Here is a 25,257-nt window from a genome sequence, read left to right on the forward strand (position 1 = left end):
ACAAATGATTTAAGGTGTGTCGCCATTCATCAGTGCGCTAATTCTCTCTTCCAGGCCGCTATAGCGTTGCGTTGGCGTTTTCACCGCTCGGCAGAGAATACGGACATCGGTATAGAGTGACAAACGCTGGCACGCGCGGGTGATGGCGGTATACACCAGCTCCCGCGTCAGCACCGGCAAATAGTGGTTAGGCAGCACCAGCGCCGTATGATCAAACTCCGATCCCTGTGATTTATGCACCGTCATCGCATAGGCCGTTTCATGCGGCGGCAGACGGCTTGGCGTAACGTCTTTGGTTTCGCCATTTGGCAACGGGAAAAATACGCGCAGTTCCCCGCTTTCTCCCATCATGGCAAGACCGATATCCCCATTGAACAGACCCAATGCGGCATCGTTACGTTCAATCATGACCGGTCGGCCGGAATACCAGCGGTTAAGCGGATTACGGCTGCGCTGAATCAGCCCAGCCTGATGCAAAGCCTGCTCGATGCGCTGATTCAGCCCTGCTACGCCAAATGGCCCTTCGCGCAATGCGCACAGCTGGCGATAGCGCTGGAAGGCAAGCAGCACAGCATCCGGCGTGGATCCCGTAGCAACAAGCTGTAGATAATCACGATACCCTTCGACACACTGTGCCAGCATGGCCTGATACTCTTCAGCATCGGTTAACGGGCTACAGGTAATGTCGGCAAACTCGCCGTTTAACACCGCACGCACACGCGCATCATCACCGCCGTTAACCGCCAGCGCCAGTTGACCAATCCCGGAATGCGGATCGAAACGGTAGCTCCGGCGTAACAGACAAATACTGTCACTGACTGTCGTCTGCCCTTCAGGGCCGCTTTCATCCAGTTGACAGCCCGTCAGTCGCAGCAATTGCTGCGCCCGCTCACGGCTATAGCCAGCCTCGGCAAAACGACAGATATCGCCCAACACCGCACCCGCCTCGACGGACGCTAACTGATCGCGGTCACCCAGAAAGATAATTCTGGCGTGTGGCGGAAGCGCAGCGATCACATTTGCCATCATCGGCAGATCGACCATCGAGGCCTCATCCACAATCAGCACATCCAAATGCAGCGGGTTGTCCTGATGGTGACGCAGGCGCTGACTGTCTGTCACCGCGCCCAAAAGACGATGCAGCGTTGTCGCTTCCTGCGGAAACGCATCCCGCAGCCGAGGCTCTACCGCAAGACGGTGCAGCGCCTGCCCCAGCGACTCCGTGAGCCGCGCAGCCGCTTTCCCAGTCGGCGCAGCCAGTTGAATACGCAACGTCTCTCCCGTATTCAGCTCAATCAGCGCCGCCAGCAATTTGGCCACCGTCGTCGTTTTCCCCGTTCCCGGCCCGCCGGAAATAACCGCAATGCGGCGCGTCAAGGCGACAGCTGCGGCGACCTTCTGCCAGTTAATCTCTTCGCCTGCGTCAGGAAACAGCCGATCCAGAACCGCTCGGATCGCAGATTCATCAACGGGTAGCGTATCGCGCTCGCTGGCAATAAACCGCGCCACGCGCCCTTCGCTCTGCCAGCTACGCTGTAAATACAGCTTTTCTCCTTGCAGCACCAGCGGCGTCGGCTGGCTGCCGTCGCTGACGGCATCGGACGCCAGTAAGCGCAGCTGCCATGCGGAAACCGTGTTTAGTCCTGCCGCCGCAAGCAACTGTTGCGCCAGTTCAGGCTCGCGGCCGTCAAACAGCGTCTGCGCCTGCAAATTCTCCAGCGGTAAACACACGTGCCCCGCCCCCGAATGTGCACTCAGACAGGCGGCGGCCAACAGCAGATCGGGCTGCGTTTCATCCGCCAACATTCTGGCGAACTGAACATCCAGAGGGCGCAGCAACCGCCGCGTCAGTGCCGTTTCAAGTAACGCAATCATGAGGGAATTCCTGTATCAGCATCGTCAGGCGTCTTTCCCTTAAAGAGTGCATCAAGCCCGAAAACAAATTCAGCAGAGGGACGACAAGCAAAGATGCCATTGCCGGGGTGAGACGCTTCAACGCCGCGTAAAAACAGATAAAACACCCCGCCAAAATGACGCTCATAGTCATAATCCGCAATGCGATGACGCAGATAGCGATGCAAAGCCAGCGTGTAGAGCTGGTATTGCAGGTCATAGCGATGTTCGGCCATCGACTGCATCATGGCCGTTTGGGTGTATGCACTGGCATCAGGGCCGAGCCAATTGGACTTATAGTCCAGCAGGTAATAACGCCCTTCCCAGCGGAACACCAGATCGATAAACCCTTTCAGCATGCCTTTCACCTGCTGAAAAGAGAGCGCCGGACAGCGTGCAGATAGCGGATCGTGATGCTTTGCCAGTCGATCAAGCTGCGCTGCCTGTATTGGCGCGTCAATCGGGATATAGAACTGTAATTCGGCCTGCTTATCGGCGTTATCCAGCGCCGATAGCGCGATCCCTTGCTCATTAAGCGGCGTATGTAAAAGCGTATCCATCCACGCCTTTAACACCGGGTGCCAGTATGCTTCAAATCCCTGTAGCTGTAACTGCTCGGCTAGCCAGTCATCCTCAACGGGCTGAGTGAAATCCAGCGTTTCAAACAGGCTATGTAAAAACGTACCCGGACTCGCGCCGCGCGGGAACGTATGCGGTGTCAGTTGGGTTTCATCCGCTTCCTGACGTTCGCCTATTGCTTCGATATCCAGACGCGGCACCAGATCCTGCGCACTGGCAGAACCATGCTGCTGAAGCCCCGAATAGCTGGTTACTCGCCAGCCGTCGCGCAGCTGGCGTTCGATGTGGCGAGCCCGCAGCTCTGCCAGTTCCGGTCTATCCGGCTGCCAGCGCTGTTCTTCCGTAGCCTGTAGCGGTGTCAATGCGACACCGTCGCCAACCATGCCTTCCAGCTCGCTGACTAACGTGGCGGCCTCGGCTTCTTTACCGCGCTGGAGTAAATAGCCCAGCGCGCTCTGGTGCATATCGCTGCTGCCGTCTTTCTTACGCGACCGCTGAACGGGGGCGACACCCACGCTACAGTGATAGATAGAACGGGTTAGCGCGACATACAGCAAACGTAAATCTTCCGCCAACCGCTCTTCTTCCGCCAGCGTCTGGCTTTCTTCATTATTTTGCAGATCCAACACGGCCTGATAGCTTTCGCGATCGTGGTAAATCCCCTGATCCTGCACGCGGAAGTTACTGATAAAAGGCAGCCACACCAGCGGGTATTCGAGCCCTTTCGATTTGTGGATCGTCACGATCTGCACCAAATGACGATCGCTTTCCAGACGTAGCTGCTGGTTCTCTGCCTGCGGATTAGGTTGGACAATCTGCTGTGATAGCCAGCGCACCAGCGCATGTTCGCTATCAAGCGTTGCCGAGGCATCCTGCAATAACTCGCCGATATGCAGAATATCGGTAATGCGGCGTTCGCCCTCCGCACTCGCCAGCAGGTTCTCCGCCAGTTGATGTTGACTCATCAGCGCACGCAGCATCGGCAGTACGCCGCGCTGACGCCACAGAGCACGGTAACCTGCAAATTCATCCACCAGCGCATCCCACGCGGCTTCGCTTTGTCCTAATGCATCAACCTGTTCAGCATCCAGATCCATCAGAGTCGTCGCCATCGCGCTGCGTAACGTACGCTCCTGCTCCGGTGCCAGCACCGCCTGCAACAGCCACAACATATCGCTGGCTTCTGGCGTGCTGAATACACTGTCGCGATTGGACAGATACACCGAAGGAATGGACAAACGGCTCAGCGCGTCACGAATCAGCGAGGCTTCACGTCGGCTACGCACCAGTACGCTCATGTCAGATGCTCTGACCAAACGGCGGGAATCGTCGGTGACCAGCCAGGCTTCATTTCGCTGACTGGCCGCCAGCCAGTCACGAATCTGCGCCGCACACTGACGCGCCATCTGCTGCTGATAATCTCCTACGCCAATCGGTTCTGAACCCGTTAGCCAGAATTGCAGCGCAGGCTGAGGCTGCCCCGCGACCTCAAACACCAGACCGCGCTTGGACTCGGCAGGCTTAACTGGCAGGAAAGGGATATTTTGAAAAATAAAAGGAGAGTCGAGGCGTTCAAACAGGCGGTTAACACCACGTACCATCTGGTGCGACGAGCGCCAGTTCGTACCCAACGTATAATGCGCGGCTATTTCTCCGCGCGCGTGCATGTAGGTAAAAATATCCGCACCGCGAAACGCATAAATAGCCTGCTTAGGATCACCGATCAGCAGTAGCCCACACTGCGGCTGCCCGACGTACAGCGTTCGGAAAATACGGTACTGTTGGGGATCGGTATCCTGAAATTCATCGATCATCGCTACCGGATAGCGTTCGCGAATCGCGCTGGCAAGCTGTTCACCACTCGGCTGCTGCAACGCAACATCCAGACGGCTCAGCAGATCGTCAAATCCCAGTTCTGCTCGCTGCCGTTTTTCCTCACTTACCGACTCCCGAATCGCCGACAGCGCGCGAACAATGACTAAATCGCGCAGCGACAGCGGCGCTTCAAGCAGCCGTTCGGTCTCCTCAAAGAGGGTATGGACAGGCGGCTCACCTTTCTTCGTTTTCTCAATCAACGTTTGCTGGGTAAATCTCACCAGATCTTTCGGCAACTGATAATCCAGCGTCGGCTGCTCTGCCCACAGCGTGACTTTTTGTAGCCAGTTGGGAAGATGCTTACTGCTGTAGCTGCGTTTATCGACGCCAGAAGCACTAATCAACGCTTCCAGTTCCGCTGCCGACAGCAGCCAGCGTTGTTTATACGCATCGATCGTCGCCACGATCTTTTCATGTCGACTCAGCAGCGTTTCATCTTCTTCTGGCGGCAAGCGAAACGCAGGGGCTTCACCGTGCAGATAAGGCGCCAGATCGGCCAACAGGTTTTCCGGCCCTTTCCACTCCAGACCGACAATACGTGCGACCTCGACCGGCAGCGGATAGCAATAACGACGCCAGAAATCAGCGCAGGCCTGACGGCGCAGCGGCTGTTCATCTTCTATCAGCACCTGTTCGAAAAGCACGCCAGATTCAAACGCATTGGTACTGAGCATACGCTGGCAGAAGCCGTGGATCGTGTAGATCGCCGCTTCGTCCATTTGGCGTTCGGCCGCCAGCAATACGTCGGCCGCACTGCGGTGGTCCGAAATCTCCGCCAGCAGCTGCGCTAGCGAAGTATCTTTAGGCTTTCCCGCCTCTTCACCCTGCGCGCTTTTACGCAGGCAGGCGATGCGTAAAGCGTGGATTCGGGCACGAATACGCTCTCGCAGTTCTTCGGTCGCGGCCTCCGTAAAGGTCACAACCAGAATTTCTTCGACCAATAGCGGACGTGGATACGCGGCTTGCTTGCCCAGCCCGAGCAACAGGCGCAGGTAAAGCGCAGCCAGCGTATAGGTTTTCCCCGTTCCGGCCGACGCCTCAATCAGCCGCTCCCCGAGGAGCGGCAACGTCATGACGTCTAATGATTGCGGCGCGGCATTTTTCATTCTGCTGAAACCTTACCAACAGCTTCTGATGTTACTGGCGCAGGGATCATCGTAGGTGCTTTCTCACGCGGTAACGTTTTCTGCAATGAAGACGCATCCGCGTAGGTATGCCATCCTTTCGGTGCGGCATAGTCGGCTTTACCATGATGGCTGCCAGAAACCTGCGACAGAATCGCCAGGCCTTCAGGCTTCAGCGCCTTCTGGAAGAAATCGGCCAGTTGCGTCACCGTCAGCGGTTTGATTTGTTCGAGCAGTTTCTCGCGTGAATCAAAAGCGAAGTTTTCCCGATCCAGATCGCGACGCAGTCGGCTGGCCTCTTCGCCTAAGGTTTGCGGGCGCTGGCTCAGCTCATTCATCACGCCTTGCTTATACTGCTCAAACTCTTCTTTACTCATTTCGCGCAGTCGTTTTTGCGCTTTCAGGTAAAAATCTTCATAGCGCTGATACAGATAAGCAGGCTGTTTGCTGTTGCTTTGCAGCAGGAAGGCAATGCCCAACTGTCGGCCGACCGTGGTTGGGAAGGCAAACACCGCGTAACCCAGTTGCTCTTCCGTTCTCAGTTGGCTATAGAACCAAGGCTGAACGATCTGCCCCAGCACCGAGCTATACGCCATGCTTTCCGTTTCCGAATACCCCGTCGGTACATACACCGCGGCTAACGCAGAATCCGTGCTGCTGCCCGGGCGTTGCAGATTAGCAAGCTGCGGCTTACTGACTTTGACATCATCGCTGCGCGACAGATTTTCGCCACCAGCCTTCAGATGCGCCTTCAGCGTATTCGCCAGCTCGGTGACTTTCTCTGGTGCCAGATTGCCGACGACCAGCATTTCCGGCGTGGCTTTTTGCAGCAGGTCTTTGCGGTAGTTAACCACATCCTGTAAACGGATATTCTTCAGCAGGTTACGACGTTCTGCGCGCTCAAAGTAAGGCAATTGCGATATCGCCTGAACGGGCTGCAACGCCTGTTCAAAGGCTTTTGATTTCTCTACCGCATCCAGCTGCTGTATGTACCAGGATTTCGCCTGCTCCAGCTGTGCTTCCGTCGAAGTAAAGGAGGCGTAGCCATCCGCCAACGTCAGCAGCAACCGTGGCAAATGCTGGGTATAGCCATTGGCGCTAATCACCAGACCATCATTGCTGCGGGTGGAGAAACTGATGCCGCCGATCGAAGCCTGATAGCTCAGTTCATCCAGCGCCAGACCTGCCAGATAATCGTTTAACGCAAACAGCACCTGATTACGGGCGGTACTGCGCGCTTCCTGATTACGCAGGAACAGCGTGATTTCCGCTTTCGGCTCATCAGCGAAGTAGTGGCTTGGCATATACAGCACGCGCAGCCCCGGCTGATTAAGCAGGAGTGTCGGTTTAGTCATCGCCTTATCGGCTTTGATCAGGGAGAAATCATCCGGGATATAAGGGTTTATCGTCGGCAACGACAGTGACATTTTCTGCCCCAGCGTTTTCCATTTTGCGAATGTTGCTGACGGGATTTTATTCATCTCGTACGGCGCATCGACGAAATAGGCCACTTTATTATGCGGCTCATTCGGGCTGATGACCCAGACGCGCGCGTTCTGCGGCGTCATCTCGTCCAGTCGTGCGGCGATAGCTTTCGGATCGTAGCGATCGGCAACATACTGCGCATCCAGCGTATGTTCGACCGGCACGCGCAGCATGGTATCCACCAACCATTCGATGTAGTCCATATCACGGCTGATGGACGGATATCGGAAATCCAAATCCAGAACATGCGCGATCTCATCAAAATAGCGCTGCTGAATCCCCTCGGTGCGGATTTGTTGCAGGTAACGGAATATCGCCGCGATCACTTCATCACGCTGTGCCAGACCTTTATCGGTCAGCGAGGCTGAAATAGCGAACATGCCGCCATTACGGTCGATGATCGGCGAAGAACCCGCCCCGATAGACTCAACCAGCCCTTCCTTTTGCAACCAGTCAGAGAGCGTATTCTGGCTGCGGTTGCCGATCAGATAGCTAATGTAGGTATCCGTCTTGCTGCGAAATTCCTGGCTAATATCGCTGACGCGAAACTCAATGCGCAGCTGTTTTCTTGGCTGAGCAGGAACATAGTGAATCATTACGCCGCGCTGCTTTTCCGTCGCCACAGGAACGGTAACCGCAGGAACACTGGCGTTGTGATTAGGAATGCGCCCGAATGTATCAACCGCCAATTTCGCCAGTTCAGGCAGAGGTTGATTGCTGTAAATCACCCCTTTCATCAGGTTGGCGGAGTAGTATTTCTGATAGAACTTCACCAGCTCATCATGCAGTTTGCTGCCGGGTTTATCGCTCAGGGTTTCAAGATTCCCCCCCGAAAAACGCGCGCTTGGGTGCGCTGGGTTCAGCGTTTCCGCCCCCACCTGCGCCATGCGGTGACCGTCGCGCGAACGCGCCATGGTTAATTCCGCATTGACCGCGTTACGCTCACGATCGGCATTCACCGGATCGAGCAGCGGTTCCGCAATCGCATCCGCCATCCGATCTACGGCTGGTCGCAGCGCATCATTTTCTACTTCCAGATAAAACGCCGTACGGTAAGACGCCGTGCTGGCATTGTGGCTACCGCCATGCTTTTTCAAAAACTCGGACAGCGCCTCTGGCTCTGGGTAACGTTTCGATCCCATCAGCACCATGTGTTCGAGGTAATGCGCTAATCCCAGTTGATTATTGGGATCGTCCAGCGAGCCAATAGGCAGCGCCAGTGATGCCAACGATTTGGGTGCCTGCGGATCGGAAACCAATAGAACGGTCATTCCATTATCCAGTTTGATCGCCTGATATTGCCGCGGATCTTTTTCGCTTTTTCGAATCGTCTGAGCCAGCGGCTGCCAGCCCGTCTCAGCCCAACTCGCCGGAAGCCAGAATGTGAATAAAAGAAACCACCCGGTAATCCAGACCCACTGTTTACGCATGCAATTCTCCAACCTCATATCCATCACTTTTCACGTTGCAGTGCGTTATCTTCTCGCACCTCGAAATCGACTCGGGCATTACCCAAAACAAACTCATCACGCCAGATTAGAGCGGAACGGTGGCAGTAGCCAAATTTGCGCCGCTTCAATCACCTCATTCATTCGCTTTTCATCCAACTCACGGATAATGCGTTGCAGGTAATAATCCTCACCTTCTCCCCGCATTCCCATGTTGCCCTGCCAGGCTTGCAGTAAACGGGCGCGCGCTTTGTTCTGCGCTTCCTCATCCGACCGCAGGCTGTCGCTTTCACGATCATAACATTCAGCCAGCCAGGCGCTCCCCGCTTTATTGAGCAATAACAGCGGCTTGTTCATTCCCTGACGATAGCCATCCAGCATGACAGACAGATGTTCTCTGGCCTGCGCTTCCGACAAGGCAGCAAAGCGCCACGCCGTATCTTCCCGCCCATACAGCCGGCTTTCACCCTGCCCGCCCGTTGCACAGTAGGCCAGATGTTCCAACCACAGCGTAATGCCATCCTTCATGGAAAGCGTGCCGGGACGCCAACGCAGCAAACCATCCGGCTGCACCTGATTCAGCCAGCCGCTGATGCGCACGCCGTCAAGGAGAATATCCACTTCCCGACTCACCGACAGCGACGGCGTTAATTCATCACGCACGCGCGCAGCCAACTGCGCCATCTCCTGCTGCTGTTCCTGCCAGTAAATTTCGCCGAACGCGCCATAGGGTAACTCACCCGCAGCTCTGGCACGACGATACAGTTTTTCGTTATCGCCTTCATTAATCAAGGTATTAAGCAACTCGCTATTCAATTGATAGCGATTAAGGCTATCAACCACAAAGGGCTCTTCATCCAACAGCTCATCGCTGTGCAGCATAAAACTCACGCCAAGCCGCAGCTGAAAAAAGGCTCGCACAGGGTGACGATAAAAACGCTTTAAATCGTCCAGACTGACATCCCTATCGCTCGCTCTTTCGGACAGCGCTTCACGATCGAAATCAGGCTGAGCTTCTCCTTTCTGGTTCGCCGCCGCCAGCCACTCGGCCGCAAAGCTCAACGGCTGCGGTGCAGACAGGAAGTTATTCGCATCAAAAGGCATGCGGCTATGTTCGCGGCACAGGTGCTTCACCACGCGCTCCGCGCTGCTATCGATATCCAGCGCTTCATCGCCCGGCAGGACGTAACTTTGTGCGATATATTCCGTCAGTTCGCTGACCAATACGGAAGGATAGCGGCGCGTATTATCCTGAATCGAGCGACCGATATAGCTGATATAAAGTTTGTGCTGCGCCGACAGAAGCGCTTCAAGAAACAGGTAGCGGTCATCATCACGTCGGCTACGATCGCCGCGCTTGATTTTCCGCCCCATCAGATCGAACCCGAGCGGTGGCAGCGTTCGAGGATAAACGCCATCATTCATGCCCAGCAAACACACGACCTTGAACGGGATGGAACGCATCGGCATCAGCGTACAAAAGTTGATCGAACCAGCCAGAAAACGCTGGCTGAGCCGCTCCTGATCGAGACGCCGCGACAGTTCATCACGTAACCGGGAGATTGGCACCTGTTGCGGATAATGCGCCATCGTGCCCATACCAATCACGTACTGCCACTGTTTTTCCACCAATGCCAGCGCCGCTTCGGTCTCGCTGTCAGCATCAAAGAAGGTTTCGATCAGCTCTCGACATAGCGGTAGCCAGTCAACAAGCACGCGCGGCTGAGACAGGCGCTGACGCCAGTGGTGGATCTGCATCAGCAGTTCGGCCAGTTGACCAGCCAGTTCGGCAATCAGGCCGCTGGATTCATCATAAGGCAGCACGCCCTGCCAGTCGCCGACCTGACTGTCCATCGCATAGCCCAGCAGCATTCTCGTCAGGCCGAAGCGCCACGTATGCTGCCCCGTTGGCGGCAGCATCAGATCGCGCACATTGTCGTCATCCAATCCCCAGCGCACACCTGATTCCACTACCCACAGGCGCAGACGCCGTAGGCCTTCTTCCTGAATACCGAAACGCGCAGCCAGCGCGGGCACTTCAAGCAATGCCAGAACCTGTTCCGCCGTAAAACGGCTCGTCGGTAAATCCAGCAGGCTGATTACCGCCTGCAAAGCGGGATGCGCATGTCGCGCACGCTGATCGGAGATGGCAAAAGGCAGGTAGCGGTTATCTGGCGCGTTGCCAAACACCGCCTGAATAAACGGCGTATAGCTGTCGATATCCGCCATCATCACAATAACATCGCGCGGCATCAGCTCAGGATCGTCGGCCATCATGGCCAGCAGCCGATCGTGAAGCACTTCAACTTCACGTTGCGGGCTGTGGCAAGCGTGAAAATCGATCGAACGATCGTCGAGAGCCAGCAGGCGTTTTTGCATGCTGGTGTTCTGCGTGTCGTGACTGACGGCCACTACCGCGTGGTCTTCCAGCTCAAGAATATCGCGCTGCAAGGTTTGCAGCAGGTTTTCGCCATCCGACTCAACAAAAGCGTCGATCTCCTGCACGCCATCCAAATCAGCCAGCAGATAAAGGTTATCGCGTCCCAGTTTTCCCCACGATGCCAGCAGCGGATTATTAATCGACTGTTTACCGTCATCGTTGAACAACGCTTCTGCCAGTAAGGGAGCGCGAAATAGCGGGCGGGTTTCATCAGTCTGCTCGCCGTCAAAGCGATGTAAGCGGCGGTGGCGGGCTTTTAGCTTCGCCAGAAATTTATAATCCTGAATGTCACTCCAGTAATGGCGGCAGGGATTGGTAAATAGCAGATGCACATCAATATGACGCGCCAGCGCGTTCAACGCCTGTAAATAGATCGGGGGTAACGCCGAAATACCGCAGATAAAAACGCGTGGCGGCAGGCCTTTCGGGCACGTTTTTGCCTGTTCTAACGCAGTAATAAAGCGTTGATACAGAATCGCATGGTGCCATTCAGGCTGCGCCAGCTCGCGAGTGTAGTCCACCAGCGCACGCCACAGCGCCGACTGCCACAGCTGGTTCCCGCCGAGATCGTCAACCTGTTTCCCTTCTTGCCATGCCTTGATCCACTCGGGGCGATAAATCAGGTATTGATCGAAAAGATCCGCCACGCGTCCGGCAAGCTGATGCAGCTTTCGCTGGTTATCATCATCCTGCAAATAGTGGTTAAGGGCCGCAAAATCCGGCTGAGCCAATAAATCGGGCAGCAAATGCATGAGCTTCCACGTCATCGCATCCTTGCTGAAGGCGCTTTCTTTTGGAATATCCGGCAGCACATGGCGACACATATTCCACAAAAAAACACCGGGCAGCGGGAATTGAATATTGGCAGCAATCCCGAAGTGTCCAGCCAGTTCAATTTGCAGCCACTGCGCCATCCCCGGGCTTTGAACTAAAATCACTTCCTGCTGGAAAGGATCCGCAAGCGGCTGACGTTTTATCAGCTCAACCATCAGTCTTTTCAAGATATCTAACTGATTGGAGTGATAGATTCTAAACATTCTGGCTCCTGCTCGCCGCGGCTTACGATTTATAATTCATAGTTTACCCAAGTATGCCTATCCAACAGGCGATGACAGGCAAAACCAACGGTTTAGTGTAGCCTGATAGCGACGTGGCGTCATGACTCTTGCCGTTACCTGACGGCATTCTCCATTCTGTCGCTGCTCTAACACGCTAAACTGCCAGTTTTTACTCGCAAGAGACGCGGTATTATCACTATCAGACGGATTATACCGTACACCCGCTTCATAGGCCTCCAACTGCTGCATCGCCAATCGCCAGGCCTGACGCTGCTGCAACTGGTGTTGAAATGACTGCTGCAAGATCTGGTGATATTGCAGTAACCCCATCAGCGACACAGCGAACAGCAGCGCCGCCACTAGCGTTTCCGGCAGGCTAAAACCAAATTGATGGCTCGCAACCCCCTTGTTCAGCGCGCTATTCTGTTGCATCACAGCGTGTCACCTCCTTATCAGGACAAAAATCTAGCCAGCCGCTACTCAATGGTTGAATCGCAATCTGTCCCGACGACTGTGCTGAAAAGGACACGCGTTGGTACAACGTCAACGGTCGCGCTGAAGCAGGAAGAGTCCCTTCGCCACGCAGTAATCCTTGCTCCCCATCCGAGGCCGCACGCAAGCACACTACGAGCTGTTCTGTCGATAACTGCTGACACTGCCAGCTTTCCGTTAGCGTGATCCAACGCTGCCCTCTTCCCCAGTTCAGCGAGGACAATGCCTGATTGAACGCTCGCAGATAATGTCGTTCATCGTTCCCCACCTGAATAGCAGCATCAAGCTGGCGTTGCAAACCAGACATCAACAGCAGGCCGATAATGGCGATGAGCAGCACCATAGCCAGCGTTCCACTTCCCTCCTGATGTCCTTTTCTCATTGGTTGCGCCCAAGAATAAGGCGAGTGGTATGCTGCCGAACGGCAGGACGCTTGGCCCAATAACCAGCCAGTTGTAATTCATACAACGCCGTATTATTTTGTGCAGACAGGCGCTGTAATCGGAACACCGTGAGCACCACTTCCTGCGGATCAAACAGTTTCTCCCACCTGTCGCCCTGACAGTTATGCGCCCCGCTCTGAATTTCCAACGACCGACCGCGCAGGCGATAGCCAAAAGATTCCGCATCCTGCTGTTCCCCACCGTCCCAAACCCCATTCCGGTTCAGATCGTAAGAGACATTCAGACAGCTGTTTTCCGCCTCCCCCGGATAGTTCCCTATGCTAATTGCCTTTCCCTGACAGGTTCCCGCACAAAAACCAGCCCGACGGATATCTTTCTCAACCCCCATCGCCACCTGACTGAACAATTGCTCCAGCCGGAAAAGCTGTGCGCTGTCCTGACTTTGACTGCGCAATAGAGGGTACAACTGTGCCGCCGACAGCATAATCAGGCTACCTAAGCTCAGTGCTAACAGGATTTCCGGCAGAGTGAATCCACTCTGCTTACGCCTCAGCCTTGGTTGCCTTAACACGGTCGGTCTCAACGCTATCGGTTTCAGCATAGGGGAATCGCCAGAACAGCCTGCGCCTCGCTGCACAGACGTATCCGTCCTCTCACCGAGATGATGAGACGCAGCTGACCCGCAGAATTCGACAATGATATGTGTCCGGCCTGTGCCGCATTACGCAAACCAAAGAACGTAAAAACGTTGCTTGTGAACTTTGCCAGCACAACATCCTGCGTGCGGCGAACAAACTGTCCCGGATGGTTCTCACGGCACGTCTCCTCTGCCTGTTTTTCATTCAGCCCCGTCACCATGCACCATAGATCACCCTGCGGTATGAGCTTCGCCGTGCGGGTTTCGTTATGCCAGTAGGCATTCACCTGAACCCGACTCAAAAAATCCAGCAGTTGCTGTGCACTCTGCTCCAGACGAATTGCTTGCTGATACTGAATCCAGCCATGCAAACCGCCACCCGCCATCAGCGCCACAATCGTCAGCACCACGAGTAATTCAAGCAAGGTAAACCCTCGCCGTTGTCGATTCCCTGTTTTCATGGCGTCAGGATAGTGAGTCTTATCTGCAAAAACAGCGCATTAACAGCGCTATACGCGGCGGCTCGCAATGTTTTACTGCAACGATGTAACAACAGAAAAAGCGTGCGGAGAGGTAGGAGAAACGAAGGAATAGCAGGAGAAACCACGCAATGAAGGAGGTAATGTCACACCCCGAGTAAGTCGGTGACAAGGAGGAATCGAACTCAGGATAAGGAGATCGAAATGAAATCAACAACAGTGAGAGAAAATGGGACCTCGGCTCTGGAAGTGGCAAATCGTTACTTTAGTACGGTTAACCTTGGTATGTCAGTTTCCCCAATGAACCAGGATGATGTTGACTGGTGCATTGCTCTTGCCAGAGAAAGCGATTTCGATATTGACTGGCGCTTGGCAAAAATGAGCCTTTACGCTGATAGTGAATTCGGGTTTATCTTTAAGATCGATACTGACATACCAATAACCAAACCCGACGGGGTAATGCCAGTCAGTTAAGCAACTGACTGGCTGTTTTTCTTCGCTTTTCGATATTTATAAGGCCTTTCTTTCACCACTCTCGGGAAGGTTCTTTCTCTTCTTATCGGCAGCTTCACCATCTGTCCCATACTCTCCAGATCTCGCAGTAGTTCAGGGATACGACCCGGCGATGCACCCTGAAGCGTCATCAACATCCTCATGACCAGCCCGCAGGATTCTGAGAAGCTCAGCTGATTTGGCCAGTAACCTTTCAGTTGACTGGCCATTTTAATCATCTGATATCTCACGAGATTATACGCCAGCAGCACACCCCATAACTCCTGCTCCACAAGTTCCGGTTTTTTGCTTCTCAGTGTCAGTCTGCTCAGTTGCATTGTCTGTTTGATTTCACGGTAACCCAACTCGATTTCCCAACGGTGACTGTAAAGCTCAACCATTTCACCTCCCGGATAACGCATGCCATCAGTCATCGAAGTCAGTAACTGATAGATTTTTCCTTTACGGCTATAGGTCAGTAATCGGGCTGTCACTTCTGTACTCAGTCCCGGCCATTTTTTGCGGGATTGTGGCGTAGTTTTCAACTGTACCAGATGATCGCCTTTTCCCAGTTTCCGGACCTCCTCGTAACGGGTACCTTTCTTAAGCGGTATCATCCAGTGTCGGTGTTCTCCCGCACGCTTCCAGGCATTCAGCAACCCTAATGAGTAATACCCTTTATCGAGCAGCGTCAGCGTATTATCTGCGGTCTGGTCTATCAGTTGCTCAGCCAGGGTATATTCGCTGTCTTTCATCGTACCGAAGGCTGCTGCGGTTATCAGATGGCTGGTCAGCTCCATCTGACAGACCATTTTGACCTGCGGGTAGGGGCCAGGTTGGCCGCAGTAAGTCTGGCGCGGGAAGGCGGTATCATTTTCAGGTGTTTCCTGTGTGCGCCAGACGACGCCATCCATCGCCAGTAACGTCAATCCACACCAGTGGGGATGCGCCACAGCGTTGTGCCACAAGTGAGCGGTGTGCGTGAACACCCGTCGAACGGCGTCACTTCCGAGCCGCTGTCGGGCCTGGATAACCGCGCTGGGAGCAACAAAGGGACGGTTACCGGGCAGCATAATATCCAGCCGATTGACAATCTGATGAAGCGGCTCCTTACGTTCAAGCGCCATGCCGACAACGCACCAGACCATCATTTCGAGAGGAAGACGGCGTTTACGCAGGGTGACCACGCCGGACTCAGCAAGGCAACGGGCAATAAGTTCTGGGTCAAGAAAGTCGCCAAGAGAAGTCAAAGGATTACGGGTCGAATCGTAACGTGAAACGAGGTCGATGGCCTGAGAGATACGCATAAAAAATCCGGAAATGAAGAACACTTCCGGATTCTTACACAGCTATTGGATCGTTCAACTGATCCTTAACTGATCAGCATTAAACCCGACGGGGCTTGTATTTGTTCGTTCAACACGACAAACCATATATTAAGCATTGAGTTACTTCAGAATTTTTCAAAAAAGGGATCTATCCTAGATGGGAAAATGCTGACTTATTGTTTAATCATCATCCTATTTTTCCTCATCAAGGTGGAAGGTGAAGGCGTTTATATTCAAAGCCCAGTCAATGAAAAAGTTGCTGATTATTATATCAAAAGTCATCAATTTTTAGATGTAAACGGGGATAAATCTATTCTCTTTAGCTCGGCAGATGATTTACTCAACTGGTTTATATCGTATTCAAATCGGGGATAGCACATTGAGGAAGAGTAAATAATGCGCGACAATGCGGCTAATAAATCGTCATTTTTCGAGGTGATTATGAATAAAGAGCCGACAGATTACCGTGTAACTGTGTCATCTCGACAGATGAAACCTCATGCTGGTCGCAAAATGCAAATTACCAGTGAGGAAGAACTATTTACTCTAATGCTTATCGCGGCAGATGGGGTTAGAAATTCCCCAGCACCATCGATTCAGGAAGCGGTAGGTCCGTTGCACAAAGATAAGTAACAAAAAGGGCCGCATTACGCGGCCCTTGAAAACATGGGGGAGGCTTTAGATCGCAACCGGTGCTTTGATGGCGGGATGTGGATCGTATCCCTCGATTTCAAAGTCCTCGAAGCGGTAGTCGAACAGCGTATCCGGACGACGCTTAATAACCAGTTTAGGCAGCGCGCGTGGTTCACGGCTCAACTGTAAATTCGTCTGTTCCAGATGGTTGTTGTACAGATGCGTGTCGCCACCAGTCCAGACGAAATCACCGACATCCAGATCGCACTGCTGCGCCACCATATGCACCAGCAGCGCATAACTGGCGATGTTGAACGGCAGGCCGAGGAAGATATCGCACGAGCGCTGATAAAGCTGGCAAGAAAGTTTGCCATCCGCCACATAGAACTGGAAAAACGCGTGGCACGGTGCCAGCGCCATTTTGTCCAGCTCACCCACGTTCCAGGCCGACACGATAATACGGCGAGAATCTGGATCCTGTCTCAACTGGGTCAGGACATTCTTCAACTGGTCGATCTGACGGCCATCTGCGGCACCCCACGAACGCCACTGTTTACCGTAAACCGGCCCCAAATCACCGTTCTCATCCGCCCATTCGTCCCAAATGCTGACTTTATTTTCATGCAGATAAGAAACATTGGTATCGCCGTTCAGGAACCAGAGCAGTTCATGGATAATCGAACGCAGGTGGCATTTTTTGGTGGTAACCAGCGGAAACCCGTCCTGCAAGTTGAAACGCATCTGATGGCCGAAAATAGAACGCGTGCCCGTGCCGGTACGGTCGGCTTTCGGCGTGCCCTCTTCAAGCACTTTTTTCATCAGATCCAGATACTGTTTCATACTACCTCACCACAAATATTAAAGAAGGACGGCGGATTATTGCTGTGCAGGCTGACGGCGATAGGCCCAGACCATCATCAGAATACCGGCGATCACCATCGGCAACGACAGGATTTGCCCCATGCTGAACAGGCCGCCAAACAGCCCCAGCTGCGCATCCGGCTGGCGGAAGAATTCAGTAATGATTCGGAACATGCCATAACCGATCAGGAAAAGCCCTGAAACGCTGCCCATCGGCCGAGATTTACGAATAAAGAGATTCAGAATGATAAATAGCGCCACACCTTCCAGCATCATTTGATACAGCTGGGAAGGATGACGAGGCAGCATACCTAATTGATTAAAAATCGCCTGCCACTGCGGGTTGCTGACAGCCAGCGCCATATCTTCGCCGCGCGAGCCAGGAAACAGCATGGCCCACGGCGTATCCGTCGTCACGCGTCCCCACAGTTCGCCGTTGATGAAGTTACCCAACCGGCCAGCACCAAGCCCGAAAGGAATCAGAGGGGCAATAAAATCAGCAACCTGGAAGAAATGGCGTTTGGTGCGATGCGCGAACCACAGCATGACGCAGATGACGCCCATTAAACCGCCGTGGAACGACATGCCGCCATCCCAGACTTTGAAAAGATAGAGCGGGTTTTCAAGAAATGATGGGAAGGCATAAAACAAGACGTAACCCAGACGCCCGCCGACGAAGACCCCAAGGAACCCCATATACAGTAGGTTTTCGACTTCATCTTTGGTCCAGCCGCTACCCGGTTTATTCGCCCGACGCACCGCCAGCCACATGGCAAATATAAAACCCACCAGATACATCAGCCCATACCAGTGCAGCGCCAACGGGCCAATCGAGAAAATCACGGGATCAAACTGAGGAAACGCCAGATAGCTTGTCGTCATCATTCACCACATATTTTATTGTGTTATCCCTGTTTTCGGGATCGTCATTGATAGGCAAAAGGCAGGAGAATGAATCCGTTCCTGCGAACCGCGGTGGCGAATCATAGCATACGCACCCACGCTCGTTGATCGCATCGGGGAAAAGTTCTGTAAAACATTAATACTCGTCATACTTCAAGTTGCATGTGCGTTGGCTGCGCTCACTCACCCGAATCACTTACTTAAGTAAGCTCATCGGGACTCCTTCACTTGCCGCCTTCCTGAAACTTGAATTATTTAGAGTATATTCATAACGAAGGACCGCACCGCCGCGACAGATTAGGGTCCGCCGCGAATCAAGCCGCCCAATCCGCGATCTTCTATGAAAATCGCCGCCCACTGTCGGACTTCCGTTGCGCTCTGCGCACTGAGCAATTGCTTCACCAGCGCCTGCGATTCAGCCAGCGTAATTTGGCGCAGCAGATATTTAATTCGCGCAACGCTACGTCCATTCATACTGAGCGAGCGATAGCCCAACCCCGTTAGCAATAGCGCACCAAGTGCTTCTCCCGCCATTTCACCGCACACGGAAAGCGGAATGTTATACCGCTCGCACTCGACGGCAATCATATTCAACGCCTGCAACATGGAAGGGTGCAGACTGTCATAAAGCGATGCCACGTGGGCATTGTTACGATCGACTGCCAGCAGATACTGTGTCAGATCGTTCGTGCCAACCGAAACAAAATCGATGCGGGAAGCCAGATGAGGGAGCAGGAACAGCATCGACGGGACTTCAATCATGACGCCAATGCGCGGCTTAGGCTGGGGGAAGCCCAGCAATTCTTCTACTTCGCCCGCAGCCTGATCGATCAGGCGACGCGCTTCACTGATTTCATCCAGACTGCTGATCATCGGCAGCAGGATGTTGAGATTGCCAATATGCGCGTTGGCGCGCAGCATCGCGCGCACCTGAATCAGAAAAATTTCAGGCTGATCGAGCGTAATACGAATGCCGCGCCAGCCGAGACACGGGTTCTCTTCGCTAATAGGCAGATAAGGCAGCGGCTTGTCCGCGCCAATATCCAGCGTGCGCAGCATCACGGGGCGCGTAGGATAAAGCGCCAACATGCTTTGATATTGCGCCATCTGCTCATCCTCGGACGGAAATCCGCTTTGCAGCATAAACGGAATTTCTGTACGGTACAGCCCCACACCATCAACCTGATTGATAAAGCGTTTTTCGTGTTCAGCGCTGAGCCCCGCATTCAGCATAACCTGAATGCGTTCGCCGCTTTTCAGCACGGCAGGCTGTTCCATTTCGCCTTCGGCCAGGCGGGTCAGCTCATTTTCTTCCGTCAGCAGGCGCTGGTATTCCTGTACCAGCACGGGTTCAGGATCGACCAGCAGCTCGCCGCGATAACCGTCGATGATCAGCAGGCGCTGATGCAGCAGATCGGGCTGAATGTCCGCGCCCACCAGCGTCGGAATCCACATCGCACGGACGAGAATCGCCGCATGCGAATTGGCGGCCCCGTCATAGACAACAACGCCCGCTAGCCGCTCCGGCGGCAGCTCTGCCAGCAGCGTGGCCGTTAATTCATCCGCCACGAGGATAAAGCGCTCAGGCCATTGCCCCATGACTTGTGCGTTATCGTCGAGGTGGAATAGCAGCCGTTGCCCCAATGCGCGCAGATCGCCCGCCCGCTCGCGTAAGTAGGTATCCTGCAAATTGGTGAACTGCGCAGCAAAACGCTCGATCACCAGCTTCACGGCCCACTCGGCAGCATTGCCCGCATCCACTTCCTGAAAGAGTTCACGCTTGAGCCGCGCATCGTTCAGCAAGTGCGAGTACAAATCGAAAATCGCCGCGCTCTCTTTCTGCGCGCTGGCGCTAAACCGCTTGCTGAAGCGGCGAAATTCCGCCGTTGCTTCTTCCAACGCCTGCGTTAAACGGGAGCGCTCACGCTCGCTGTCCAGACTCGATGCGGGGAAAACCTGTTCCAGAGAAGGCTGGGTGCAATCCTGCCAGCCAGGGGCAATCGCCACACCGGGTGCAGCTACCAGCGCTTTAACGCGCGTCTGACGGTATTGACCGAAGAGCGTTTTTATCTGTGAAAGGGAAAGAATAGCGGCCATCTGCGTGGCCAGCGTCACCATGAACGACTCTTCGTTTTTATCAAACTGACGATGTTCACGCTGCTGCACCACCAGTACGCCCAGCAGGTGGCGACGGTAGATAATAGGAACGCCAAGAAAAGAGCGGAAATGTTGCTCTTTCACAGCGGGGATATATTTAAAGCTGGGATGCGCACGAGCATCAGCCAGATTGATGGGCTCAGCACGTTGCCCGACCAGCCCGACAATGCCTTGCCCAAACGCCAGCGTAACCGTGCGCCCGCGCGGCTTTTTCAACCCGCGCGTTGCCATCAGGTAATAACATTGACGATCGTGATCGGCCAGATAAATGGAACAGACTTCCGTGTCCATAGCCTGACAGGTCTCATTGACCAGAATGTCCAGCGCATCACTAAGGCGGGCCGTTGCCGCAACGTTTTCGACAATTTCTCGCAAGCGCGTGAGCATAATGTGCCTGAATTACCCTCTTTTTCGCCGGGGACCGGATGGCGTAACCACCCGAGCCGCAACACTCTCCTGAAGCAGTATCACCGGATTGATAAATTCCTTCATCACGCGACGATACACATCTCGCTTAAAAGAGACGACCTGACGTACCGGATACCAGTAACTCACCCAGCGCCAGCCATCAAATTCCGGCGTGCCGCTGCTCTGCATATTGATATCCGACTCATTACACATCAACTGTAGCAAAAACCATTTCTGCTTTTGGCCGATACAGACCGGTTTTGTATCCCAACGCACCAAACGCTTTGGTAATTTATAGCGTAACCAGTTACGGGTAGATGCCAATACGCGCACATCCTTTTTTCTTAACCCGACTTCTTCAAACAGTTCGCGGTACATCGCCTGCTCAGCACTTTCACCGGGGTTAATCCCCCCCTGCGGAAACTGCCAGGAGTGCTGACCATAGCGCCGGGCCCACATCACCTGCCCCTGCCGATTACAAATTACAATACCAACGTTTGGGCGGTAGCCATCATCATCGATCACCGGACTACCTCGATAAACATCAATGCAAAGATGACCTGATTGTTTCACACTCCCGTCAGGTGGTAAACCACTGCTTAGAAAGCATGTGATACGAATAAAAGTAAGATAACCCACAGATAAGATCAAAGTTATAAACATGTGAAGACCGGAATCGGCAATTTATTCACTTTTTCTGTGGACATCTTTGTGCAGAACCCATGAAGAAGTGAGTAAAACTCATTTTTAATGAAGAAAAAATATTAATGCGAATTAGAAAATAGTGCTTTTTATTCATTAAATTACAAACCATTTCACTTGAAATTGCGACCCCTTATTTTTTGTTCAAATGGCATACAACGCAAGATTGGCGAAAGATCGCACTATGCCGATTTTATCCACAGGGAATACCTCAAAGTCAGGCAATAAATAGGCAAAAACAGCAAAAAGGTCGGGAGTCAAGGCTGTAAATCGAACCAGTAATTCATGTTTATGTGGGTTATCCAAGAAATCTGTGGATAACCTAGTGTAAGATCCTGTTTATTGTCGGTGGCTACACGTGCACAGTTTGCAAAACAGTGTTAAGTGATCGCCATCACACTAAAAAAAAGCACTACGAATCATGCTATTATTGTTTTTCTCCACAGTTTTTCAGGCTGTGCGTTGGTATTCTCTATCTATTGTATTTTTTTTGAGCGGAAAAATATCGGGCTATACGCTATGAATTCACCCACGGTTCACACGACTGCGCCGCCAAGTGAGCACACGTTGCTGGAACGCGCGCAATCCCTCGCGGGTTATAATCTCGCGGAATTAGCGGACATCGCTCGCCTGCCCCTTCCTGCCAACCTGAAACGTGATAAAGGCTGGATTGGTATCTTGCTGGAGCGTTTTCTGGGTGCAAGCGCAGGTAGCAAGCCCGAGCAAGATTTCCCCGACATCGGCGTTGAGCTAAAAACTATCCCCATTGATGAACAGGGCAAACCGCTGGAAACCACGTTCGTCTGCGTCGCACCGTTAACAGGCAACAGCGGCGTGACGTGGGAAAGCAGCCACGTACGACACAAGCTCGCGCGGGTACTGTGGATTCCGGTGGAAGGCTCGCGACACATTCCGCTGGGGGAACGCCGTATTGGCACCCCGCTGATCTGGAGCCCCAATGAAGAAGAAGAGGAACAGCTGCGCTGCGATTGGGAAGAGTTGATGGATCTGATCGTGCTTGGTCGGGTAGAAAGCATCACCGCCCGACATGGTGAAGTGCTACAGTTACGCCCCAAAGCGGCAAATAGCCGGGCATTAACCGAGGCAATTGGCGAATTTGGTCAACCGATTCTGACCTTGCCACGCGGCTTCTACCTGAAAAAAACCTTTACCGCGCCGCTACTGGCCCGCCACTTTATGCAGCTCAGCAGCTGAATTTCATTAGCACGATGCTTCACCAGCGCCCCGCTTCATCGTACACTAACCTTATACGCCGCACTCTATTACGCAGCAATCGTGCGACAAGGGAATCGATCTGGGAAAAGCCTGACGCCGACCCAGAGTAAAAAACCAGAGCAAAAGGGACACCAGCACACGGCTGCAATGCGAAGTATGACGAGTATATTTTCACGACATCACACTTTCGCTTGCTTAGTCCCCGATCTGGCAGAGTATAATATCGTTTACGTTTCGTTTAAGGTGTGTTGATATAATGTTTGATTGGATTGTTGATCCGAACGCATGGTTGGCATTGGGAACGCTGACTATTCTGGAAATCGTTCTTGGGATCGATAACATTATTTTCCTGTCTCTGGTTGTCGCCAAACTGCCTAAAGCCCAGCAAAACAAAGCTCGCCGCATCGGGCTGATGGGTGCGATGTTAATGCGTTTGGGGCTACTCGCTTCTATTGCCTGGGTCATGCGTCTGACTGACCCGCTGTTTACCGCATTCGACAACGAGATTTCCACGCGCGATCTGATTCTGTTCTTCGGGGGGCTCTTCCTGATTTGGAAGTCGAGTATGGAAATTCACGAAACCGTCGAAGGCGGTTCAGAAGACCATACTTCCAAGGTGTACTCTTTCTTTGGCGCGATTGTGCAGATCATGCTGCTGGATATTATCTTCAGCCTGGACTCGGTGATCACCGCCGTTGGTCTGTCTGACCATCTGTTTATTATGATGGCAGCAGTCATTATCGCCGTTTGTGTGATGATGTTCTCCGCGCGCCCTATCGGCGAGTTTGTCGAACGCCATCCGTCCGTCAAAATGCTGGCCTTGTCGTTCCTGATCCTAGTCGGGTTCACCCTGATTCTGGAAAGCTTCGACGTTCACGTACCGAAAGGCTACATCTACTTCGCCATGTTCTTCTCGATGTCCGTCGAGGCGTTGAACCTGCTGCGCAGTAAAAAAGAAAAAACGACGCACTGATCGCCGCATAGCGAGCGCTCACGATAAAGGCGACCTAATCAGGCGGCGACCAGCCGCCTGATTACACAACATTAACTCTCTCCAAACACATTTTTTCCATTATTCCTACGTTATCCCTCGCAACCATTTGCTAGACTCCCCCCTAAGCTTTGGCATTGATGAACAGGTTAATATGATGAAAGTACGGATTAAAATGGCAATCACACTGGCGTTATTATTCACTCTGGCGGGCTGTTCCAGTGACTACGTGATGGCGACAAAAGAGGGGGAAATGCTCCTGACGCAAGGAAAACCCGTACTGGATAAAGATACCGGGCTGCTCAGCTATACCGATGAGCAAGGTAATCAGAAACAAATCAACCGCGATCAAGTCTCCCAGATCGTGCAGCGCTAACCCGATATTTTCCCCATCGAATGACGCTCTTCGGCAAAATCCTGCTGAAGAGCAACAGAAGAAACTTCCCCACTCACCACGGCTTCGTTTATAGTCGAATTCAGGTGTGTTTTCCCAAACTCATTGGAATCGCAGCAAATCATGCGGAATGACGGGAAATGCGCCTGCTATTTTCAGACATAAGGAAGCTGGCAATGCAATATCACCGTATTCCCCATAGTTCTTTAGAAGTGAGCGTGCTGGGTCTTGGTACGATGACCTTTGGCGAACAGAACAGCGAAGCAGACGCTCATGCCCAGTTAGATCACGCCATTGCCGCAGGTGTTAACCTGATTGACACAGCAGAAATGTACGCCGTTCCTCCACGCCCGGAAACACAGGGGCTGACCGAGAGCTATATCGGTTCCTGGCTGAAATCCCGTGGCGGACGTGAAAAATTGATTGTGGCCAGTAAAGTCTCCGGCCCTGTACGCGGAAACGATAACAGCATCCGCCCACAGCAGGCGCTGGACAGAAAAAACATCCGTGCCGCGCTGGATGCCAGCCTGCAACGCCTAAACACCGACTATATCGACCTCTATCAGTTGCATTGGCCACAGCGCCAGACCAACTGTTTTGGCAAGCTGAACTATCAGTATACGGATGACAAACCGCAATATACTGACGACAAATCGGTAGTAACGCTGCTGGAAACGCTGGAAGCGCTGAATGAGCAGGTGCGTGCCGGTAAGATCCGCTACGTCGGCGTCTCCAACGAAACCCCGTGGGGCGTGATGCGCTATCTGCATCTGGCGGAAAAGCACGACCTGCCGCGTATCGTGTCGATTCAGAATCCCTACAGCCTGCTGAACCGCAGTTTTGAAGTTGGCTTAGCGGAAATCAGCCAGCATGAAGGCGTGGAACTTCTCGCCTATTCGTCACTGGCGTTCGGTACGCTGACAGGGAAATACCTGAACGGCGCGAAACCGGCCAATGCGCGTAACACGTTGTTTAGCCGCTTCACCCGCTATACCGGCCCGCAGGCTCAGGCAGCGGTTGCCGAGTACGTGGCGCTGGCGCAAAAGCACGGTCTGGATCCGGCGCAAATGGCATTGGCGTTTGTGCGCCAGCAGCCGTTCGTCGCCAGTACGCTGTTGGGCGCAACCACGCTGGAACAACTACAAATCAATCTCGACAGTCAGAACCTGACGCTGGACGGCGAGATCCTTGATGAACTGGAAGCGATCCACCGTCGTTTCACGTTTCCTGCGCCGTAA

General features: G+C 53.3%; 19 protein-coding genes. 6 read left to right on the forward strand and 13 right to left on the reverse strand.

The genetic code is table 11. The features are described 5' to 3' along the window. Window positions 1-9 precede the first annotated feature (9 nt). From recD to LOZ86_RS17095, 8 genes are all read right to left on the reverse strand, one after another. Complete coding sequence (recD, locus tag LOZ86_RS17060; RefSeq protein ID WP_230242488.1) at window positions 10-1,875, reverse strand: exodeoxyribonuclease V subunit alpha; 1,866 nt, start codon at window positions 1,873-1,875, stop codon at window positions 10-12. Beyond that, complete coding sequence (gene recB, locus LOZ86_RS17065) at window positions 1,872-5,453, reverse strand: exodeoxyribonuclease V subunit beta (RefSeq protein ID WP_230242490.1); 3,582 nt, start codon at window positions 5,451-5,453, stop codon at window positions 1,872-1,874. The genes recD and recB overlap by 4 nt, the downstream gene beginning before the upstream one ends. Further along, the gene (gene ptrA, locus LOZ86_RS17070; RefSeq protein ID WP_230242492.1) at window positions 5,450-8,386 is read right to left on the reverse strand and encodes a pitrilysin; all 2,937 of its coding nucleotides are present in this window, start codon (window positions 8,384-8,386) and stop codon (window positions 5,450-5,452) included. The genes recB and ptrA overlap by 4 nt, the downstream gene beginning before the upstream one ends. Window positions 8,387-8,482: 96 nt before the next feature. Beyond that, on the reverse strand, window positions 8,483-11,881 hold the full coding sequence (recC, locus tag LOZ86_RS17075) for an exodeoxyribonuclease V subunit gamma (RefSeq protein ID WP_039512993.1): 3,399 nt from the start codon (window positions 11,879-11,881) through the stop codon (window positions 8,483-8,485). Window positions 11,882-11,938: 57 nt separating this feature from the next. After that, entirely contained in the window at window positions 11,939-12,334 is a 396-nt protein-coding gene (locus tag LOZ86_RS17080; RefSeq protein ID WP_039483834.1) for a prepilin-type N-terminal cleavage/methylation domain-containing protein, read from the reverse strand. Further along, on the reverse strand, window positions 12,321-12,776 hold the full coding sequence (locus LOZ86_RS17085; RefSeq protein ID WP_225969797.1) for a YgdB family protein: 456 nt from the start codon (window positions 12,774-12,776) through the stop codon (window positions 12,321-12,323). Before LOZ86_RS17085 ends, LOZ86_RS17080 begins: the two co-directional genes overlap by 14 nt. Further along, a complete protein-coding gene (locus LOZ86_RS17090; RefSeq protein ID WP_072012372.1) occupies window positions 12,773-13,399 on the reverse strand; it encodes a prepilin peptidase-dependent protein in 627 nt (208 codons plus the stop codon). The genes LOZ86_RS17085 and LOZ86_RS17090 overlap by 4 nt, the downstream gene beginning before the upstream one ends. After that, a complete protein-coding gene (locus LOZ86_RS17095; protein ID WP_039483831.1) occupies window positions 13,393-13,896 on the reverse strand; it encodes a prepilin peptidase-dependent protein in 504 nt (167 codons plus the stop codon). Before LOZ86_RS17095 ends, LOZ86_RS17090 begins: the two co-directional genes overlap by 7 nt. Window positions 13,897-14,118: 222 nt before the next feature. On the opposite strand from LOZ86_RS17095, the gene LOZ86_RS17100 reads away from it, so the two are divergent. After that, window positions 14,119-14,388, forward strand: a complete 270-nt coding sequence (locus LOZ86_RS17100) for a hypothetical protein (protein WP_230242493.1) — start codon at window positions 14,119-14,121, stop codon at window positions 14,386-14,388. Here the strand turns inward: LOZ86_RS17100 and LOZ86_RS17105 are convergent. Further along, on the reverse strand, window positions 14,385-15,713 hold the full coding sequence (locus LOZ86_RS17105; protein ID WP_161546580.1) for an IS4 family transposase: 1,329 nt from the start codon (window positions 15,711-15,713) through the stop codon (window positions 14,385-14,387). The genes LOZ86_RS17100 and LOZ86_RS17105 overlap by 4 nt on opposite strands. Window positions 15,714-16,130: 417 nt before the next feature. Between LOZ86_RS17105 and LOZ86_RS17110 the strand changes: the two genes are divergently transcribed. Beyond that, window positions 16,131-16,367 (forward strand): hypothetical protein, encoded by a 237-nt coding sequence (locus LOZ86_RS17110; protein ID WP_039483828.1) that lies wholly within the window; start codon window positions 16,131-16,133, stop codon window positions 16,365-16,367. A 45-nt stretch (window positions 16,368-16,412) separates the two neighbouring features. On the opposite strand, the gene thyA is transcribed toward LOZ86_RS17110, so the two are convergent. The 4 genes from thyA to rppH form a co-directional block, all read right to left on the reverse strand. Next, entirely contained in the window at window positions 16,413-17,207 is a 795-nt protein-coding gene (gene thyA, locus LOZ86_RS17115) for a thymidylate synthase (protein WP_039483826.1), read from the reverse strand. A gap of 36 nt (window positions 17,208-17,243) precedes the next feature. After that, entirely contained in the window at window positions 17,244-18,110 is an 867-nt protein-coding gene (gene lgt, locus LOZ86_RS17120; protein ID WP_039483944.1) for a prolipoprotein diacylglyceryl transferase, read from the reverse strand. Window positions 18,111-18,428: 318 nt separating this feature from the next. Continuing rightward, entirely contained in the window at window positions 18,429-20,675 is a 2,247-nt protein-coding gene (ptsP, locus tag LOZ86_RS17125; protein ID WP_230242495.1) for a phosphoenolpyruvate--protein phosphotransferase, read from the reverse strand. Window positions 20,676-20,687: 12 nt separating this feature from the next. Continuing rightward, a complete protein-coding gene (gene rppH, locus LOZ86_RS17130; protein WP_010282870.1) occupies window positions 20,688-21,221 on the reverse strand; it encodes an RNA pyrophosphohydrolase in 534 nt (177 codons plus the stop codon). A gap of 696 nt (window positions 21,222-21,917) precedes the next feature. On the opposite strand from rppH, the gene mutH reads away from it, so the two are divergent. From mutH to LOZ86_RS17150, 4 genes are all read left to right on the forward strand, one after another. Then, a complete protein-coding gene (gene mutH / locus LOZ86_RS17135) occupies window positions 21,918-22,613 on the forward strand; it encodes a DNA mismatch repair endonuclease MutH (RefSeq protein ID WP_010282867.1) in 696 nt (231 codons plus the stop codon). Window positions 22,614-22,890: 277 nt separating this feature from the next. Next, window positions 22,891-23,607 (forward strand): TerC family protein, encoded by a 717-nt coding sequence (locus LOZ86_RS17140; protein WP_039483823.1) that lies wholly within the window; start codon window positions 22,891-22,893, stop codon window positions 23,605-23,607. Window positions 23,608-23,782: 175 nt separating this feature from the next. After that, window positions 23,783-24,001, forward strand: a complete 219-nt coding sequence (locus LOZ86_RS17145) for a YgdI/YgdR family lipoprotein (RefSeq protein ID WP_039483821.1) — start codon at window positions 23,783-23,785, stop codon at window positions 23,999-24,001. Between the two features lie 194 nt (window positions 24,002-24,195). Beyond that, window positions 24,196-25,257, forward strand: a complete 1,062-nt coding sequence (locus tag LOZ86_RS17150) for an NADP(H)-dependent aldo-keto reductase (RefSeq protein ID WP_039483819.1) — start codon at window positions 24,196-24,198, stop codon at window positions 25,255-25,257.

Source organism: Pectobacterium parvum (genome assembly GCF_020971565.1).
GTDB lineage: Bacteria > Pseudomonadota > Gammaproteobacteria > Enterobacterales > Enterobacteriaceae > Pectobacterium > Pectobacterium polare.

Coding starts and splice junctions, on each gene's coding strand:
- recD (WP_230242488.1), bottom strand. CDS start 1,875: ATGATTGCGTTACTTGAAACGGCACTGACGCGGCGGTTGCTGCGCCCT.
- recB (WP_230242490.1), bottom strand. CDS start 5,453: ATGAAAAATGCCGCGCCGCAATCATTAGACGTCATGACGTTGCCGCTC.
- ptrA (WP_230242492.1), bottom strand. CDS start 8,386: ATGCGTAAACAGTGGGTCTGGATTACCGGGTGGTTTCTTTTATTCACA.
- recC (WP_039512993.1), bottom strand. CDS start 11,881: ATGTTTAGAATCTATCACTCCAATCAGTTAGATATCTTGAAAAGACTG.
- LOZ86_RS17080 (WP_039483834.1), bottom strand. CDS start 12,334: ATGCAACAGAATAGCGCGCTGAACAAGGGGGTTGCGAGCCATCAATTT.
- LOZ86_RS17085 (WP_225969797.1), bottom strand. CDS start 12,776: ATGAGAAAAGGACATCAGGAGGGAAGTGGAACGCTGGCTATGGTGCTG.
- LOZ86_RS17090 (WP_072012372.1), bottom strand. CDS start 13,399: ATGCTGAAACCGATAGCGTTGAGACCGACCGTGTTAAGGCAACCAAGG.
- LOZ86_RS17095 (WP_039483831.1), bottom strand. CDS start 13,896: ATGAAAACAGGGAATCGACAACGGCGAGGGTTTACCTTGCTTGAATTA.
- LOZ86_RS17100 (WP_230242493.1), top strand. CDS start 14,119: ATGAAATCAACAACAGTGAGAGAAAATGGGACCTCGGCTCTGGAAGTG.
- LOZ86_RS17105 (WP_161546580.1), bottom strand. CDS start 15,713: ATGCGTATCTCTCAGGCCATCGACCTCGTTTCACGTTACGATTCGACC.
- LOZ86_RS17110 (WP_039483828.1), top strand. CDS start 16,131: ATGCGCGACAATGCGGCTAATAAATCGTCATTTTTCGAGGTGATTATG.
- thyA (WP_039483826.1), bottom strand. CDS start 17,207: ATGAAACAGTATCTGGATCTGATGAAAAAAGTGCTTGAAGAGGGCACG.
- lgt (WP_039483944.1), bottom strand. CDS start 18,110: ATGACGACAAGCTATCTGGCGTTTCCTCAGTTTGATCCCGTGATTTTC.
- ptsP (WP_230242495.1), bottom strand. CDS start 20,675: ATGCTCACGCGCTTGCGAGAAATTGTCGAAAACGTTGCGGCAACGGCC.
- mutH (WP_010282867.1), top strand. CDS start 21,918: ATGAATTCACCCACGGTTCACACGACTGCGCCGCCAAGTGAGCACACG.
- LOZ86_RS17140 (WP_039483823.1), top strand. CDS start 22,891: ATGTTTGATTGGATTGTTGATCCGAACGCATGGTTGGCATTGGGAACG.
- LOZ86_RS17145 (WP_039483821.1), top strand. CDS start 23,783: ATGAAAGTACGGATTAAAATGGCAATCACACTGGCGTTATTATTCACT.
- LOZ86_RS17150 (WP_039483819.1), top strand. CDS start 24,196: ATGCAATATCACCGTATTCCCCATAGTTCTTTAGAAGTGAGCGTGCTG.